13 protein-coding genes, 1 tRNA gene and 3 pseudogenes are annotated in these 13,911 nt (G+C 66.0%); 10 read left to right on the top strand and 7 right to left on the bottom strand.

Annotated elements, in window-relative coordinates; genetic code table 11:
• Positions 1 to 150 precede the first annotated feature (150 nt).
• Together ACW7G0_RS03050 and aqpZ are read left to right on the top strand one after the other, a co-directional pair.
• On the top strand, positions 151 to 585 hold the full coding sequence (locus ACW7G0_RS03050; RefSeq protein ID WP_456987549.1) for a hypothetical protein: 435 nt from the start codon (positions 151 to 153) through the stop codon (positions 583 to 585).
• 58 nt (positions 586 to 643) lie between these two features.
• A complete protein-coding gene (gene aqpZ, locus ACW7G0_RS03045) occupies positions 644 to 1,381 on the top strand; it encodes an aquaporin Z (RefSeq protein WP_456962070.1) in 738 nt (245 codons plus the stop codon).
• Positions 1,382 to 1,447: 66 nt separating this feature from the next.
• Here the strand turns inward: aqpZ and ACW7G0_RS03040 are convergent, their stop codons facing one another.
• The 5 genes and pseudogenes from ACW7G0_RS03040 to ACW7G0_RS03020 all read right to left on the bottom strand — a co-directional run bounded on the left by ACW7G0_RS03040 (position 1,448) and on the right by ACW7G0_RS03020 (position 6,181).
• The gene (locus ACW7G0_RS03040) at positions 1,448 to 3,256 is read right to left on the bottom strand and encodes an amidohydrolase family protein (RefSeq protein WP_456987547.1); all 1,809 of its coding nucleotides are present in this window, start codon (positions 3,254 to 3,256) and stop codon (positions 1,448 to 1,450) included.
• A gap of 97 nt (positions 3,257 to 3,353) precedes the next feature.
• Positions 3,354 to 4,583: pseudogene (gene rlmKL / locus ACW7G0_RS03035) on the bottom strand (bifunctional 23S rRNA (guanine(2069)-N(7))-methyltransferase RlmK/23S rRNA (guanine(2445)-N(2))-methyltransferase RlmL); the annotation flags it as partial.
• 115 nt (positions 4,584 to 4,698) lie between these two features.
• Positions 4,699 to 4,769: transfer RNA gene (locus ACW7G0_RS03030), tRNA-Ser, on the bottom strand.
• Positions 4,725 to 5,621, bottom strand: a pseudogene (locus tag ACW7G0_RS03025) (THUMP domain-containing protein); the annotation flags it as partial. The pseudogene ACW7G0_RS03025 and the gene ACW7G0_RS03030, both read right to left, overlap by 45 nt.
• Positions 5,618 to 6,181, bottom strand: a complete 564-nt coding sequence (locus ACW7G0_RS03020) for a hypothetical protein (RefSeq protein WP_456987546.1) — start codon at positions 6,179 to 6,181, stop codon at positions 5,618 to 5,620. The pseudogene ACW7G0_RS03025 and the gene ACW7G0_RS03020, both read right to left, overlap by 4 nt.
• A 91-nt stretch (positions 6,182 to 6,272) precedes the next feature.
• Between ACW7G0_RS03020 and ACW7G0_RS03015 the strand changes: the two genes are divergently transcribed.
• The 5 genes from ACW7G0_RS03015 to ACW7G0_RS02995 are packed head-to-tail and all read left to right on the top strand — an operon-like array spanning position 6,273 to position 10,774.
• Positions 6,273 to 6,893, top strand: a complete 621-nt coding sequence (locus tag ACW7G0_RS03015) for an N-acetylmuramoyl-L-alanine amidase (protein ID WP_456987545.1) — start codon at positions 6,273 to 6,275, stop codon at positions 6,891 to 6,893.
• A 29-nt stretch (positions 6,894 to 6,922) separates the two neighbouring features.
• Positions 6,923 to 7,819 carry an acyl-CoA thioesterase II gene (tesB, locus tag ACW7G0_RS03010; protein ID WP_456962075.1) on the top strand — a complete coding sequence of 299 codons (897 nt, stop codon included), beginning with the start codon at positions 6,923 to 6,925 and terminating at the stop codon, positions 7,817 to 7,819.
• A 10-nt stretch (positions 7,820 to 7,829) separates the two neighbouring features.
• Entirely contained in the window at positions 7,830 to 8,705 is an 876-nt protein-coding gene (locus ACW7G0_RS03005) for a hypothetical protein (protein WP_456987544.1), read from the top strand.
• 39 nt (positions 8,706 to 8,744) lie between these two features.
• Positions 8,745 to 9,500 (top strand): arginyltransferase, encoded by a 756-nt coding sequence (locus ACW7G0_RS03000; RefSeq protein ID WP_456987542.1) that lies wholly within the window; start codon positions 8,745 to 8,747, stop codon positions 9,498 to 9,500.
• The gene (locus tag ACW7G0_RS02995) at positions 9,497 to 10,774 is read left to right on the top strand and encodes an endonuclease/exonuclease/phosphatase family protein (RefSeq protein WP_456987541.1); all 1,278 of its coding nucleotides are present in this window, start codon (positions 9,497 to 9,499) and stop codon (positions 10,772 to 10,774) included. Before ACW7G0_RS03000 ends, ACW7G0_RS02995 begins: the two co-directional genes overlap by 4 nt.
• A 29-nt stretch (positions 10,775 to 10,803) precedes the next feature.
• Here the strand turns inward: ACW7G0_RS02995 and ACW7G0_RS02990 are convergent, their stop codons facing one another.
• A complete protein-coding gene (locus tag ACW7G0_RS02990; RefSeq protein WP_456987540.1) occupies positions 10,804 to 11,232 on the bottom strand; it encodes a hypothetical protein in 429 nt (142 codons plus the stop codon).
• Positions 11,233 to 11,270: 38 nt separating this feature from the next.
• Positions 11,271 to 12,545 (bottom strand): formate-dependent phosphoribosylglycinamide formyltransferase, encoded by a 1,275-nt coding sequence (purT, locus tag ACW7G0_RS02985; protein WP_456987538.1) that lies wholly within the window; start codon positions 12,543 to 12,545, stop codon positions 11,271 to 11,273.
• Between the two features lie 120 nt (positions 12,546 to 12,665).
• Here purT and ACW7G0_RS02980 point away from each other — a divergent pair, with 120 nt between their 5' ends.
• From ACW7G0_RS02980 to ACW7G0_RS02970, 3 genes and pseudogenes are all read left to right on the top strand, one after another.
• Entirely contained in the window at positions 12,666 to 13,601 is a 936-nt protein-coding gene (locus ACW7G0_RS02980; RefSeq protein ID WP_456987536.1) for a hypothetical protein, read from the top strand.
• Between the two features lie 4 nt (positions 13,602 to 13,605).
• Positions 13,606 to 13,704 (top strand): annotated as a pseudogene (locus ACW7G0_RS02975) (Arc family DNA binding domain-containing protein); the annotation flags it as partial.
• A gap of 27 nt (positions 13,705 to 13,731) precedes the next feature.
• Positions 13,732 to 13,911 carry a DUF4177 domain-containing protein gene (locus ACW7G0_RS02970; RefSeq protein WP_456963067.1) on the top strand — a complete coding sequence of 60 codons (180 nt, stop codon included), beginning with the start codon at positions 13,732 to 13,734 and terminating at the stop codon, positions 13,909 to 13,911.

Genomic DNA, 13,911 nt, shown 5'->3' with positions numbered 1-13,911 from the left:
CGTTAATGCACTCAAGCAAAAGGTTTGTCAACGCCTCGTTTCTGCTTTAGGGTCGGACTGCCAGCCCATGAATACCGGGCTGCGGAATCAATTGCGGCACATCGCCGCAAGATCAGGGGGGGATACCAAATGGCCAAGAGCATGTTTTGCTTGTCTTTGCTACTTTTTGCCGCCGGCACGGCGCAAGCGCAGGATCCGGGGTCATGTCCGCAGTTACCCGGTGATACGGGCCTGACCTGGGAGCATCGCGGCATGGGCGAGTCGGACTTCTGCCGTGCGTTGCGCAGCGACGGTTCCGAAGCGTTCGGAATGTACATTTCCAACGAAGCCGCGTTCGATCCCCAGCGTGGCAACCGCGAGGAGGCGGATGTCATCAACGGCCAGGAGATTCGCTGGTATCGCGCCGAACTGGTCGGCCAACCCGACGTCGAGGCGCGCGAGACCCTGGTCGAACTCAATGACGGCCGCACCGCCCACATATGGTTGCAGGCCGGGCCCGGCGAGCAGCTCGACAAGATGTTCCAGCTGGCGCGTGGCCTGGACTTCTCATCCAGGCCAATCGACACCATCGCCGCGGAGCAATAGCGGTTCGACCACGGGCTTCAGATCGCGGCCGGCATGTTAAACACCTGAGGGAAGCATGATGACGCGACGACTCGCCGCCGAATTACTCGGCACGTTCTGGCTGGTTCTTGGTGGGTGTGGCAGCGCGGTACTGGCGGCGCATGTGGTCGGTGCCGACGGCTACCAGTTCGGCATCGGCTATCTCGGGGTGGCGCTGGCGTTCGGCTTGACCGTGCTTACCGGGGTGTATGCATTCGGCCACGTGTCGGGTGGCCATTTCAACCCGGCCGTCACGCTGGGTCTGTGGGCCGGCGACCGATTCCCGATCAAGGACGTGGTGCCCTACGTCGTGGCACAGGTGGTGGGGGCAATCGCGGCCGGCTGGATACTGCTGCAGATCGCCAGCGGTGCCAGCGGCTTCAGCATCGACCCGAGCGCGGCCGGTACATTCGCCAGCAATGGCTACGGCGCGCTGTCCCCCGGTGGCTACTCCGTTGCCGCAGCCTTCCTGTGCGAGGTGGTACTCACCGCATTTTTCCTGATCGTGATCATGGGAGCGACCCATGGCCGCGCGCCTGTGGGCTTCGCTGGCATCGCGATTGGCCTGGCGCTGACGTTGATCCACCTGATCAGTATTCCAGTCACCAATACCTCGGTGAACCCGGCACGCTCGACCGGCGTGGCCCTGTTCGCCGGTTCTGGTGCGATCAGCCAGCTCTGGCTGTTCTGGCTGGCGCCATTGCTTGGCGGCCTGCTCGGTGGCGTGATCTACCGCTGGCTTGGCAATGACCGGACGGAAGTGGTCGGCAACCCCTGACAGGCAACCGACAACACCGTCGACGCGACCCCGCCCAGGCCCGGACCAGTCGCCAGCGGCGGGTGCTCAATAGAACTGCACATTGTCCAGTTCGAACCACGGCATGCGGGCACCTTCCCCGTTGACGATGAACTGCAGGTCGGTGACATCATCGCCCGCCCATGGCCTCGATTCGCCCTCAACCACGCGATAGGGCGCGTATTGGAGCTGGCTGAAATCGACTGTGACCTTCTGCCATTGGGGCTGCACGGGAATATCGGCTTTCCAGCGTCCGCCTTCCAGGCCTTTCACCATCAGCGCGTGGCTGCCGTCTTCGCCGCGAATGTCAAAACGCACCCCACGGAAGTCGCGCAGGTCCACCGGGCGCACCGACCCACGGCTCAGCGGCACCACTACGGAGGCATATGCGCGATCCTTGCTGGACATGCGCGCCATCGTCCGCAGCGCGTGGCCGCCATCCGCGCGTGGCACCACCCGCGTCAGCTGCCACGTGCGGTCGTTGCCACCGTCGTTGTCATCGGTGCGCAGCGTGTCCAGCGCCGTGCGCTGGTCGGTGCGCTCGAAGTCGTCCACCAGCGACCCGATCGCTGTCGGCTCCGGGTAGCGGCGCGAGCTGCTCGCCGGCAGGTTCACGCCAGGACCATGCACCAACTGGCCATTCAGCCAGACACGGCTGAGCCGCTTCATGTCTGCGATGTCCTGCCACGGTTTGCCATCGACCAGCAACAGATCGGCGCGCTGGCCCTTGGCGATCCGGCCGCGGTCGTTCTGCAGCCCCATGGCTGCAGCGCTGGTGGCGGTTCCGGCCAGCAACGCCTCCCCCGGGGTCAGGCCGGCCTGCACCAGCAATTCGAGTTCGCGCAGGGTGGCCGCGCCGTGGGGCGTGCCAGGCATGCCCGCATCGGTACCCAGTGCGATGGGTACACCAGCCTCGTGCAGCAGGCGTACGTTTTCCATCGCGGTGATGAAGTTGCGCTGGCGACTGAGCAGCTTCGGATCCTGAGGATCAACGGGCGCGCTTTGCCCCATCCTGATCGGCTCGTACACCGTCAGGGTCGGAGCGTAATAGGTGCCGCCAGCCTTGAGCCTGGCAATGGTATCGGCATCCAACACGCGGTCCTGGATGCTGTGCGCGATCAGGTCGACCTTTGCATCGCCTGCAAATCCGGCGCGCGCGGCGGTGACGGTATGGGTAGCGACCTTGAGCCCGTTGGCATGCGCCTCCTCAACCAGCGCGGCCAGGGTCCACGGATCCATGCTGGTGTTGTCCGGCATGTGGCCGTAGCGCCAGCCGTCCGTGAAGACTTTGATCAGGTCCGGGCGATACGGCAGCAGCGCACGCACCGCGTTGCGTGCCGCCTCGGGCGAATTGACCCAGCGCGTGGTGGCGGGATCGGCCCAGTCGGCGCCATGACCCAGCGGCGTGCTCATGCGCGCGGCAAAATTGACGTGCGGGGCAACCATGGTTGCCAGCCAATCCCGGCGGGGTGCATAGGACTCCGGTGCCTGGTGGAAGTCGTTGACCGTGGTCACGCCTGCCGCAAGATACACGCCGGACAACACGGCACTGGACGAGGGACTGGAATTGGGTGTCCAGTGCGTGTGCAGGTCGAACAGGCCCGGCATCAATGTCTTGCCGGCGGCATCGACCACCACTGCCCCCTTGGGCACCTTCAAGCCTGGACCCACGCCGACGATCCGCTGGTCGCGGATCAGAACGGTGGCCGGATAGGGAGCCGCACCGCTGCCATCGAAGACAGTCGCGTGGGTAATCGCGATGGTCTCACCCTTGTCACGTGCCGCAGCCGGGCCGGACAAGCCAATGGCCACGACAGTGACGAGCGATGCGACCCGCCACAGGTTCAAATACTTCACGTTCCAATCCCCTTGCCGACTCAGAAACTCTTGCTGATGTTCACATAGAAATAGCGCGGGTACGCCTGATGCACCGCCGGCGCCGCAGGCCTCCTACTTATCCCCGCGACAACTTCCAGCAGCGATGGATGCGTGCGTGGCGGGCGAAGTCGGGCGGAATTGTTTCGGCGCTGATCTCCTCACACGTCGCGAACTCGGCCACGGCCGCATCGTCCAGTCTGAAGCGACGGAAATTGTTGGAAAAATACAAGACACCGTCACGCGACAACCGCTCCACTGCCGCCCGCAGCAGGCGCACATGACCGGCCTGGATATCGAAATCATCGGCACGCTTGGAGTTCGAGAACGTCGGCGGGTCGCAGAAGATCAGGTCGTACTCGGCCTGCTCCGTCTCCAGCCATGACACCGCGTCGGCCTGCACCAGCCGGTGCCGGGTCCCGCCAAAGCCGTTCTCGGCAAGGTTGTCCGCGCACCACTGCAGATAGGTCGGCGACAGGTCAACGGTGGTCGTCTGCCGGGCGCGCCCGACGGCGGCCTGGATGGTGGCCGCGCCGGTATAGCCAAACAGGTTCAGGAAGCGCGTGTCTTCTGCCTCTTCCTCGATCCGGCGGCGCAGCGGCCGATGATCCAGGAACAATCCAGTGTCGAGATAATCGAACAGGTTCACCCGCAGCCGGGCATCACCTTCCCGCACGCTGATGAACTCGCCCCGTTGGTCGAACCGGCCGTATTTGGAGCCGCCCTTGCCCCGACTTCGGGTCTTCAGCGCGACCTGTTCGTGTGAGACCGCGAACACCTCACGCGCCGCAGCCAGCAACTCGTTCAAGCGGCGCCGCTGCACCGGCTCGGGGATGTCGTCCGGCGCGGCGTATTCCTGCACGTGCAGGAAGGTGCGCGGCGTGGCTTCATCGGTCTCGTACACGTCGATCGCGGCGGAATACTCGGGCAGGTCGGCGTCGTAGGCACGGAAGCAGGTCACGCCTTCGCGCTGGCGCCAGGCCTTGAGCTTGCGCAGGTTCTTGCGCAGGCGGTTGGCCACCATCTGGGCGCCATCACTCAGCGCCGGCGCCGGCTGGCCGGGCTTTTGCTCGCGCTGCGGCGGGGCAACCGGATCCACGGTAATCAAGGTGCATTCAATCGCGCCATTGAACAGCTGGTACTTCTTCAGCGCCCGCAGGCCGGTGGCATGGGCAAGCTCGGCATCGCCGCACAGCACGCTGGCGCGCCACTCCGGCACCGCCCGCTTGAGCGCGTCGCCCAGCGCGCGGTACAGCGCGGGATCGGCCGCCAGACGCAGGTCGTAGGGCGGGTTGCACACGACCAGGCCGCCCGGCGGGCGCGGCTTCTGCTTCGCTCGCGACCAGGGCCCGGCTTCGTTCGGCGATGGCTCCGGCACGTCGACTGGCGGTTCGGACTGCTCCGAAGCAGCATCGCCATGGGACTGCCGGACCAAAGGAATCGAACCCAGGCGCAGCCCTTCAATGGCCGCGACCTCCCAACGGATCACTCCGGCCAGTCCTGCCAGCACCTCGTTGTCCTGCGCGGCGCGGATCGCCTGCGGGTCGTTGTCGCGACCGAAGAACACCGGCCGCAACGCGGCACGGCCGGCGGCCTCGCGTCGACGCGCGTCATCGGTCAGCTCGCGCCACTGCTCCGCATCGAACTCCTTCCAGCGCGTGGGCACGAAACCGCCATGGCGCAACAGCCCCGGCGCCACGTCGGCCGCCATCAGCGCGCCCTCGATCAACAGCGTTCCACTGCCGCACATCGGGTCGAGCAAGCCGCCACCATCGGCATACACCTGGGGCCAATGTCCGCGCAGCAAGACTGCCGCCGCGAGGTTCTCCTTCAGCGGCGCCTCGCCCTGGTGCTGGCGCCAGCCACGGCGGTGCAACGGACCACCGCCCAGGTCGATCGAGACAATCGCGCGGCCTTTGCGCACCACCAGGTTCAGACGCAGATCCGGGGTCTCGACATTGACGCTCGGACGCACTCCGGTGGCATCGCGCATCACATCCACCACCGCGTCCTTGACCCGCTGCGCGGCGAAGCGCGCGTGGGTCAGACCGGTGCCCGAGACATGCGCGTCCACCGCGATGGTGTCGCCGTCCTGCAGGTGCTCCGGCCATGTGATTTCCGCTACGCCTGCATACAGGGCTTGCTCATCGCCGCATTCAAACTCGGCGATGGGCCACAGCACGCGGCTGGCCAGGCGGGACCACATCACCGCGCGTTGGGCGTCCAGCGCCGTGCCCTGGACGTTCACTCCCGCCATGGTCGCAGTGGCGTGGTTGCAGCCCAGCGCCAGCATCTCGTCAGCCAGCAGGTACTCCAGGCCCTTGCCGCAACTGGCGAAGAACTTCATCGGATGGCCTGCGGTGCTGATGCCAATGACGATGGTGCCAGCGTGGCCAGCAGCGCACGGAAGGCGGCGACGCTGGCGTCGACATGACCGGACAGGCGATGGCTGTCATCGACCAGCAACAGCCTTGCCCGTCGGGCGGCGGCCCAATCGACCACCTCGGTGGCGGGGATCAGCTCATCGTCCCAGCCATGGATGATGCTGGTGGGAACATCGGCCGCCTCCATCGGGTTGGCCTCGCCCATCCGGATCGGCGGCGCCATCAGGAACAATCCAACCACCGGCACCTGCAGCGAGGCCAGTCCGGAGACATAGGCGCCCAGGCTGGACCCGGCCAGCACCACGGGGCCACGCGTTGCCGCGTTGCGCGCCAGATCGATCAGTCGCCGCAGCCTGCCCGGCACATCACCCAGCTCGCTGACCGAGCGCCTGGCGTCCAGGTCGGTATAGTCCGGCCGCTCGACCGACCAGCCGAGCTGCTCGGCAACCGTCGCCAATGCGGTGACCTTGGTCGCCTCCGGACCGCTCTCGAAGCCGTGGGAAAGGATGCAATGTCCGCGCATGGGTTGGGTCCGGGAGTGAGAGTGCCGCCGCCACGGAGAAATCACGTGGCATGCAGCAGGAGCTGGGGTCCGCGATGCTAGCATCCGCGCCATGTCGACCGAGTTTCCGCCATCCTCCATATCACCGGCAATCGTGGTGCGGCCGTTGCCATACCAGGACCTGCTGGAGGCACGCTCGCGCGGCGAGGTCGACCTGGTGGTGATCCACTGCACCGAGCTGCCCGATCTGGCGATGGCCCGTGACTATGGCGAGCGGGTGCTGTATCCGCAGTCCGGCACTGGCAACAGCGGCCACTTCTATATCGACCGCGACGGCAGCGTGCAGCAGTACGTGGCCACCACGCGCGTCGCCCACCATACCCAGGGTTACAACCCGCGCTCGATCGGGATCGAGCTGGTCAACACCGGCCGCTACCCCGATTGGCTGGACTCGCGCCACCAGGCGATGGACGAGGCGTACACCGACGCGCAGCTTGCCGGATTGATCCAACTGTTGACCGGGCTTTGCGCTACCCACCCCGCGCTGCGATGGATCGCCGGCCATGAGGACCTCGACACCGCCTCGGTCGCGGCAAGTGACAACCCCGGCTTGCAAGTACCGCGCAAACGCGACCCGGGACCGCGCTTTCCGTGGCACCAGCTGCTGCAGGCCACCAGGCTGGAGCGCCTGCCGGGCCGGGCCGTCCGTTCCGGTAACGTGCTCCCGCTATAATTGGCGGCTACCCGTACCGGCGCTCCTGCATGACTCCTCCCGTTTCCGAGCTGATCGACCTGCTTTCGCTGGAACGCCTGGAAGACAACCTGTTCCGTGGCCAGAGCCGCGACATCGGGACCAAATTTGTGTTTGGTGGACAGGTACTGGGGCAGGCGCTGTCGGCGGCGCGCGAGACCTTGGTCAGTGATCGCGCCGCGCACTCGCTGCATGCCTACTTCCTGCGCGCCGGCGATATCAACGCACCGATCGTCTACCAGATCGATCGCACCCGCGATGGCGGCAGTTTCTCGGTCCGCCGGGTCACCGCGATCCAGCACGGGCAGGTGATCTTCTTCATGGCCGCCTCGTTCCAGGACGTGGAACCGGGCGCCGAGCACCAGCTGTCGATGCCATCGGTGCCGATGCCCGAGGACATCGAGTCATCGCCTGCAGTGCCGGAGAAGGTCATGGCGACCCTGCCGATCAAGATCCAGCGCTGGCTGTCGAGGGAGGGGCCGTTCGAGTTCCGCCACGTCTACCCGCGCGACGAGCTCAATCCACCCAAGCGACCGCCGCATCAGCAAGTCTGGTTCCGGCTGACCGAGCGGGTCGGCGACGCTCCGGAGCTGCACCGCGCACTGCTTGCCTATGCCTCCGACTTCCAACTGCTGGGCACGGCGACTTTTCCGCATGGCATCAGTTACTACCAGCCCAACGTCCAGATGGCGTCACTGGATCACGCGCTGTGGTTCCACCGGCCGTTCCGCGCCGACGAATGGCTGCTGTACTCGATCGACAGTCCCAGCGCGCAGGGGTCGCGCGGGTTGGCCCGGGGCCAGATCTTCGATCGCGGCGGCCGGCTGGTCGCCAGTACCGCGCAGGAAGGCCTGATCCGCGTGGTGCCCGACGCGGCTGCCGCGGCCCACGTCCCGGCCAGGGGCTGAAGGTTCGCCGATGCGCAAGGTTTTCAGCAGCCCCAGGTTGGAGAACGCCGAAGGTGTCGCAACCTTGTTGCGCGAAGCGGGGATCGAGGTCCGTATCACCAATGGGCGGTCCTACAAGGGCAGTCGGCGCCGCCATTTCAGCTATTCCGACCCATCCGCGCCGGAGTCGGCGGTGTGGGTCGTACGCTCCGACCAGCAGGCCCAGGCGCGCACCTTGTTGCGACAGGGTGGCTTGATCGACTCCACCCGCCCCGGCAGCGACGACGAGCATGGCTATGCCATGCCGACGTTCCGCACCGCCGTCCAACTTGCCCACAAGACGCCCGCCCGCAAGCGACTGATGCGCATCAAGCTGGGCCTGCTCGGGTTGATCGCGGCAGTGATGGTCGCCGGGGTGATCCACACCATCAACCAGCCTCCCGCGCCGCCGTCCGTCGCCGTTGAGCCGCAGCTTGCCGTCCCTCCGTTCGACGGCTCCATCGCCGCGACCCTGGCTCCCGTTGCCCGCGTCGTGTTCGCCAGCGAGCTGGACAGCGTCGACACCCCGGTCGCGTGCCTGGGAGTCGACGGCGGCGATGCGTCACCCGCCCTCATTGCCTCCCTGTCTGCTGCCAAGCCAACCCTGGTGCCGGCCACGGCATGTGTCGAGATTGCCGACGAGGACCAGGGCAGCCGCCATCGCGCCTCCGGGCAGCTGGCAACGATCCTTGATGTGGCCGTATTCCGGCCGGCGGCACCGGACCGCGGCACGGTCCAGATCACCGCCTATCACCACCGGGGCTGGGCCAGCTACAAGACGCTGGAGGTCTCGCGCCATGACGATGGTCAGTGGCAAGTGGACGACGTCATCAAGCACGTCGAAAGTCGCGGTTTGATGCAGTTCTAGAGCTGCCCCTACGGTCGGGGGCAGCGCTATGCTGGTGCCATGGGCAACGATCCACGCCGGAACCTCGACGACCTGCGGCTGTTCCACACCGCCGAACACCCCTGTGGCTACTGGCCGCAGCGGATTGCCCGTGACCTGGTGCTGGACCCGTGCGATCCGCAGTTGGCCCAGCGCTATCCGATGGCGCTGGGCTGGGGATTTCGTCGTTCCGGCGGCATCGTCTACCGGCCGCATTGCCAGGGTTGCCAAGCCTGTGTCGCGGTGCGGATCCCGGTGGAGCGCTTCCGCCCCGATCGCAGTCAACGCCGTTGCCTGGCGCGCAACGCGCGGGTGGAAATGCGGGTACTGCCAGCCGAGCGCACCGATGAGCAACTGGCGCTATACCAGCGTTACCTTGCCGCGCGCCACAAGGACGGAGGCATGGATGGGCACGGCGCCACCGAGTTTGACCAGTTCCTCGGCGGGCTGTGGAACACCGGTCGCTTCATCGAGTTGCGCGAGCCGGAAGCACATGGCCCAGGCCGGCTGCTGGCCGTCGCGGTGACCGATGTCATCGAGGACGCGTTGTCGGCGGTGTATACCTTCTACGATCCGCGGGAACACCAGCGTGGACTGGGAACGTTGGCGATACTCAAGCAACTGCAATGGGCGCACAGCCAAAAACACCGATATCTGTACCTGGGCTACTGGATCGCGGCCCACCCGAAAATGGACTACAAGCGCCGGTTCCGTCCGTTGGAGCAGTTCGACGGGCGTAATTGGCACGATTTGAATGATGATGGAGCTGCTGAATGACGCTGCCGCGATACCGATTACTTCCGTTGCGCCGCCGTCGACCTCAGGGCGCATTGATCCTCGCTATCGTGCTGGTGGCCCTTGCCACGGCCGGCTGTGTCCGGGTCGCAATCCACGGCGACCCGGATGCCTGGGCGGATAACATGACCGAATCAATGAACGCCAGCACCTTGCGCGTGGCTACCTACAACACCTCGCTGTACGACGAGTCCGCTGGTGGCCTGGTGCAACAGCTGTCGGCCAACGACGAACACGCGAGCAAGATCGCCGCCGTGCTGCAACGCGTGCGCCCCGATGTTGTGCTGCTCAACGAGTTCGACTACGACCCGGCCGGACGAGCGGCCGATCTGTTCCAGCAAAATTATCTGGAGCTCAGCCAACCCGGGGGCGGCGAGCCGCTGCACTACCCCTATCGCTATCTCGCCCCGGTCAATACCGGCGTACCCAGTGGGCTGGACCTGGACGGCAACGGCGAGGTCGGCGGAACCGGCCGTGACCGCGGCAACGATGCCTGGGGTTACGGTTTGCATCCCGGCCAGTACGGGATGCTGGTGCTCTCGCGGTACCCGATTGACCCGGCCGCGGTGCGCAGCTTCCAGCACCTGAAGTGGAGTGCCATGCCCGGCGCCCGTGCGCCGCGTAATCCAGGCACTGGCGAGCCATGGTATCCGCCGCAGGTCTGGTCACAGTTGCGCCTGTCATCCAAGTCGCATTGGGACGTACCGATCACCACCCCGATGGGCACCGTCCACCTGCTGGCTGCCCACCCGACGCCACCGGTATTCGATGGCCCCGAGAACCGCAACGGATTGCGCAATGCCGATGAAATCCGCCTGTGGGCCGAGTACATCTCGTCGGGCGACACGCCGTGGTTGTGCGACGACCGTGGCCGCTGCGGAGGACTGCCCGGCGATGCGCGGTTCGTGATCGTCGGCGACTACAACGCCGACCCTGTCGATGGCGATGGCGTACCCGGTGCCATCGCGCAATTGCTGGACAACCCCCGGGTCAACGCCAGCTTCGTGCCCCGCAGCAATGGCGCAATCGAACGGGCGGGTGAACGGGCCCTCCCGCGCAATGGCGATGTCGCAACCCACACCGGCGACTTCGGACCCAAGGGAGGCACCCTTCGACTGGATTACGTGCTGCCATCAAGGGATCTGCGGATATCCGATGGCGGTGTTTTCTGGCCCGTCACTGGCGAGCCGGAAAGCGCTATCGCCGCGGCAAGCGACCATCACCTGGTATGGCTGGATGTGGTCGTGCCCCGGTAAGTCGACGCAAGGGGCCGAAGCCGCCTCGCTCAGGCCGGAGGCTTCGGTTCTTCTTCCACAGTTGCCGGGCCCGGCGGTGGCGGACTCGTGGCAGTAGTCTCCTGATCACCGGCCATCGTGGATGTCGCCGCAGCGCCCGGCGCCACTTGACCGGTCCCGGTGGCCGGCACTGCCACCGGCACCGCGACCCTGGGACCAAATCCGAAAGCCTCTTCGCTGCGGGCCGATGCGATCATTCGCACCATGCTGCCAGGCACCATCAACTCCAGCTCGATCGACTCCCCGGCGCTGGTGCGCCCGTCAAGAGTCATCTTGATCATCGAACCGCCGGTATCGACTTCGCGACAGACTACGTGGACGCCGGCCTTGCCCTCGCCCAGGTAGGGTTTTATCGCTTCACCCAGCGCCTCCAGCGCTTGTGGAAAGAAGAACACGGCATATCCGTTGTGGTCGTCCATCGGGACTCCTGTAGCTGGTGCGTTGGTGGTGGGGTCGCTCAGCGCAGCTCTACCCGCAGCTGCGCGGCGGCATGGCGTGCTTTCTCGCGGGCCTGCTCGACATCCTCACCCAGCGCCAGCGTCACCGCGACCCGGCGCTGGCCTTCGACTCGCGGCTTGCCGAACAGGCGCAGTTGGGTGTCGGGCTGGGCCAAGGCCGCATCGACTCCGTGAAACACCGGCACACCGTGCCCGTGCGCCAGGACCGCACACGAGGCGGAAGCGGGATGACTGCGGATCACCGGTATTGGCAGCCCCAGGATCGCACGCGCATGCAGGGCGAACTCGCTCAGGTCCTGTCCGATCTGGGTCACCAGCCCGGTGTCATGCGGCCGCGGGGAAACCTCGCTGAACCAGACCTCATCACCCTTGATGAAAAACTCCATGCCAAACACGCCCCAGCCACCGAGGTCATCGCTGACCGCCTTTGCCATCGCCTGTGCACGCTCCAGCGCCAGCGCCGACATCGGCTGTGGCTGCCAGCTCTCACGGTAATCGCCGTCCGCCTGGGTGTGCCCGATGGGCGCGCAGAACGTGGTGCCGCCGGCATGGCGCACGGTCAGCAGGGTGATCTCGTATTCGAAATCGACAAACCCCTCCACGATCACGCGCCCCGCGCCAGTACGTCCTCCGGTTTGGGCGTACTCCCAGGCGTTATCGATATCGGCCTGGCCGCGCACCAGCGATTGGCCCTTGCCTGACGAGGACATCACCGGCTTGACCACGCACGGCAGGCCGATCTGCGCGACAGCGGCGCGATAGTCGGCCAAGGTATCGACGAAGCGGTAGGGCGAGGTGGCGATCCCGAGGGTTTCCGCCGCCAGCCGGCGGATGCCCTCGCGATCCATGGTCAACTGCGCCGCGCGGGCGGTCGGGATCACCCGCATCGGGCGGCCGCCGGGATGCCGGCCGGGCTCGCCGAGTTCGAGCTCAAGCTCGACCAGGGCCTGGGTAGCGATGGCCTCGATTTCCGGGACGATCAGCTGTGGCTGCTCCGCGGCGACCACGGCGCGGATCGCGGCCCCGTCCAGCATGTCGATCACGTGGCTGCGGTGGGCCACCTGCATCGCCGGGGCGTCGGCATAGCGATCGACCGCAATCACCTCCACGCCAAAGCGTTGCAACTCGATCGCCAGCTCCTTGCCCAGCTCGCCAGAGCCAAGCAGCAACACGCGGAACGCATGCGGTGACAACGGGGTACCGAGGCTGACGGAGCCGATTTCAACACCGGGCTGCGGGGTCTTGCTCTGGGTTTCAGTCGGGGTTTCAGGCATGGATGGGTGATACCGGTCGATGGGGACAGTTTTGTCCAATGTGTCGAGGCAGTCTAACTTCCGCCAATCGGTCGCGGTACCGCATTTCCTGCGATGGCAGGCGCATGCGATCCTTCCGGCATGCGCCCTCGCCTGCCGTCATTGCTGTCGCGAATCACCATGGCCGCCTTGCTGGCGCTACTGGTCCCGGCTTGCACGCGTTCCGACGATGCCACCACCCATGCCACCGAAGCGCGCATGAGCGGCGTCCTGCTGGACATGCAGCTCAATGAGATCAGCGGCCTGGCCGCCTCATCGCTGCACCCGGACGTGTTGTGGATGCATGACGATGGTGGAAATCCGGCGCGACTGTTCGCCGTGAGCACCAGCGGTCGTCGGCTGGCGACCTACACCATCGAAGGCGTGACCAAGACCGATTGGGAGGACATGGAGGCGTTCGAGTTCGGTGGCAAGCGTTACCTGCTGATCGCCGACACCGGCGACAACGGTGGTTTGCGCCACAGCCTGCAACTGCACGTGATCGAGGAACCGGCGACGCTCACCAACGCGCGCCTGAAACCCGCCTGGTCAATCGCCTTCCGATGGCCCGACGGCCCGTCCGATTGCGAGGCGGTCACGGTGGATCCCGAGCGCGGCGAAATCCTGCTGGTTTCCAAGAAGCGCCAGCCACCAGAGTTGTTCGTGCTACCGCTGAAACCACCGGACCGGGAGCTGCTCACCGCAACCCGGGTCGGCACGCTGGCGGGGGTGCCTTCTGCCACGCGCACCGGCCAGACGCCGGCCGAAGCGGCAGGACGGACGCCATTGGGCAGCCAGGTCACCGCTGCCTCGGTATCACCCGACCGCACCACCCTGGCGGTGATGACCTACCGCTACCTGCTGCTGTACCCGCGTGCCGAGGGTGGCGACTGGGCCGATGCGGTGGCCCATCAGCCCCGCACCAGCCTGTTGCCGTGGTTGCCGCAGGCCGAAGCACTGGGCTGGGCCGCCGATGGCCGCAGCCTGTATGCGACCGGCGAATTCATTCCCGCACCGCTGTACCGGATCACGCCCTGACGAGGCCACGCCGCAGCGCAGCGCGGATGATGAGTTGCGTAGCCTCAACGCGCAGATCGAGTATGTTTTACCAGACACGTTACGCAAGGCCGGCCGACTGCCCGGCACCTTCCAGCAAGGAAACCAACCCATGAGCACACCGTGGATCTACGAAGTGGTGGAGATGAACCCCAACATGCTGGGGCCATCAATGACCGAGCGCCTGCAAGAAGAGCTCAACCGCCTCGGCCAGGAAGGCTGGGAACTGGTAGCGGCCAACCAGGTCAACCCATTCGACCAGGTACGCTTGATCCTCAAGCGGGCGGCCTGA

It is taken from the genome of Lysobacter sp. A286 (genome assembly GCF_054052105.1).
The sequence above is the reverse complement of the archived record's forward strand: the minus strand, read 5'-3'. Positions and strand labels throughout refer to the sequence as shown.

What these genes read in the sequence shown, in the direction of transcription:
- ACW7G0_RS02995 (WP_456987541.1), top strand. Translation starts at nt 9,497, where the DNA reads ATGACGCTGCCGCGATACCGATTACTTCCGTTGCGCCGCCGTCGACCT.
- ACW7G0_RS03000 (WP_456987542.1), top strand. Translation starts at nt 8,745, where the DNA reads ATGGGCAACGATCCACGCCGGAACCTCGACGACCTGCGGCTGTTCCAC.
- ACW7G0_RS02980 (WP_456987536.1), top strand. Translation starts at nt 12,666, where the DNA reads ATGCGCCCTCGCCTGCCGTCATTGCTGTCGCGAATCACCATGGCCGCC.
- ACW7G0_RS03005 (WP_456987544.1), top strand. Translation starts at nt 7,830, where the DNA reads ATGCGCAAGGTTTTCAGCAGCCCCAGGTTGGAGAACGCCGAAGGTGTC.
- ACW7G0_RS02990 (WP_456987540.1), bottom strand. Translation starts at nt 11,232, where the DNA reads ATGGACGACCACAACGGATATGCCGTGTTCTTCTTTCCACAAGCGCTG.
- ACW7G0_RS03015 (WP_456987545.1), top strand. Translation starts at nt 6,273, where the DNA reads ATGTCGACCGAGTTTCCGCCATCCTCCATATCACCGGCAATCGTGGTG.
- aqpZ (WP_456962070.1), top strand. Translation starts at nt 644, where the DNA reads ATGACGCGACGACTCGCCGCCGAATTACTCGGCACGTTCTGGCTGGTT.
- ACW7G0_RS02970 (WP_456963067.1), top strand. Translation starts at nt 13,732, where the DNA reads ATGAGCACACCGTGGATCTACGAAGTGGTGGAGATGAACCCCAACATG.
- ACW7G0_RS03020 (WP_456987546.1), bottom strand. Translation starts at nt 6,181, where the DNA reads ATGCGCGGACATTGCATCCTTTCCCACGGCTTCGAGAGCGGTCCGGAG.
- tesB (WP_456962075.1), top strand. Translation starts at nt 6,923, where the DNA reads ATGACTCCTCCCGTTTCCGAGCTGATCGACCTGCTTTCGCTGGAACGC.
- purT (WP_456987538.1), bottom strand. Translation starts at nt 12,545, where the DNA reads ATGCCTGAAACCCCGACTGAAACCCAGAGCAAGACCCCGCAGCCCGGT.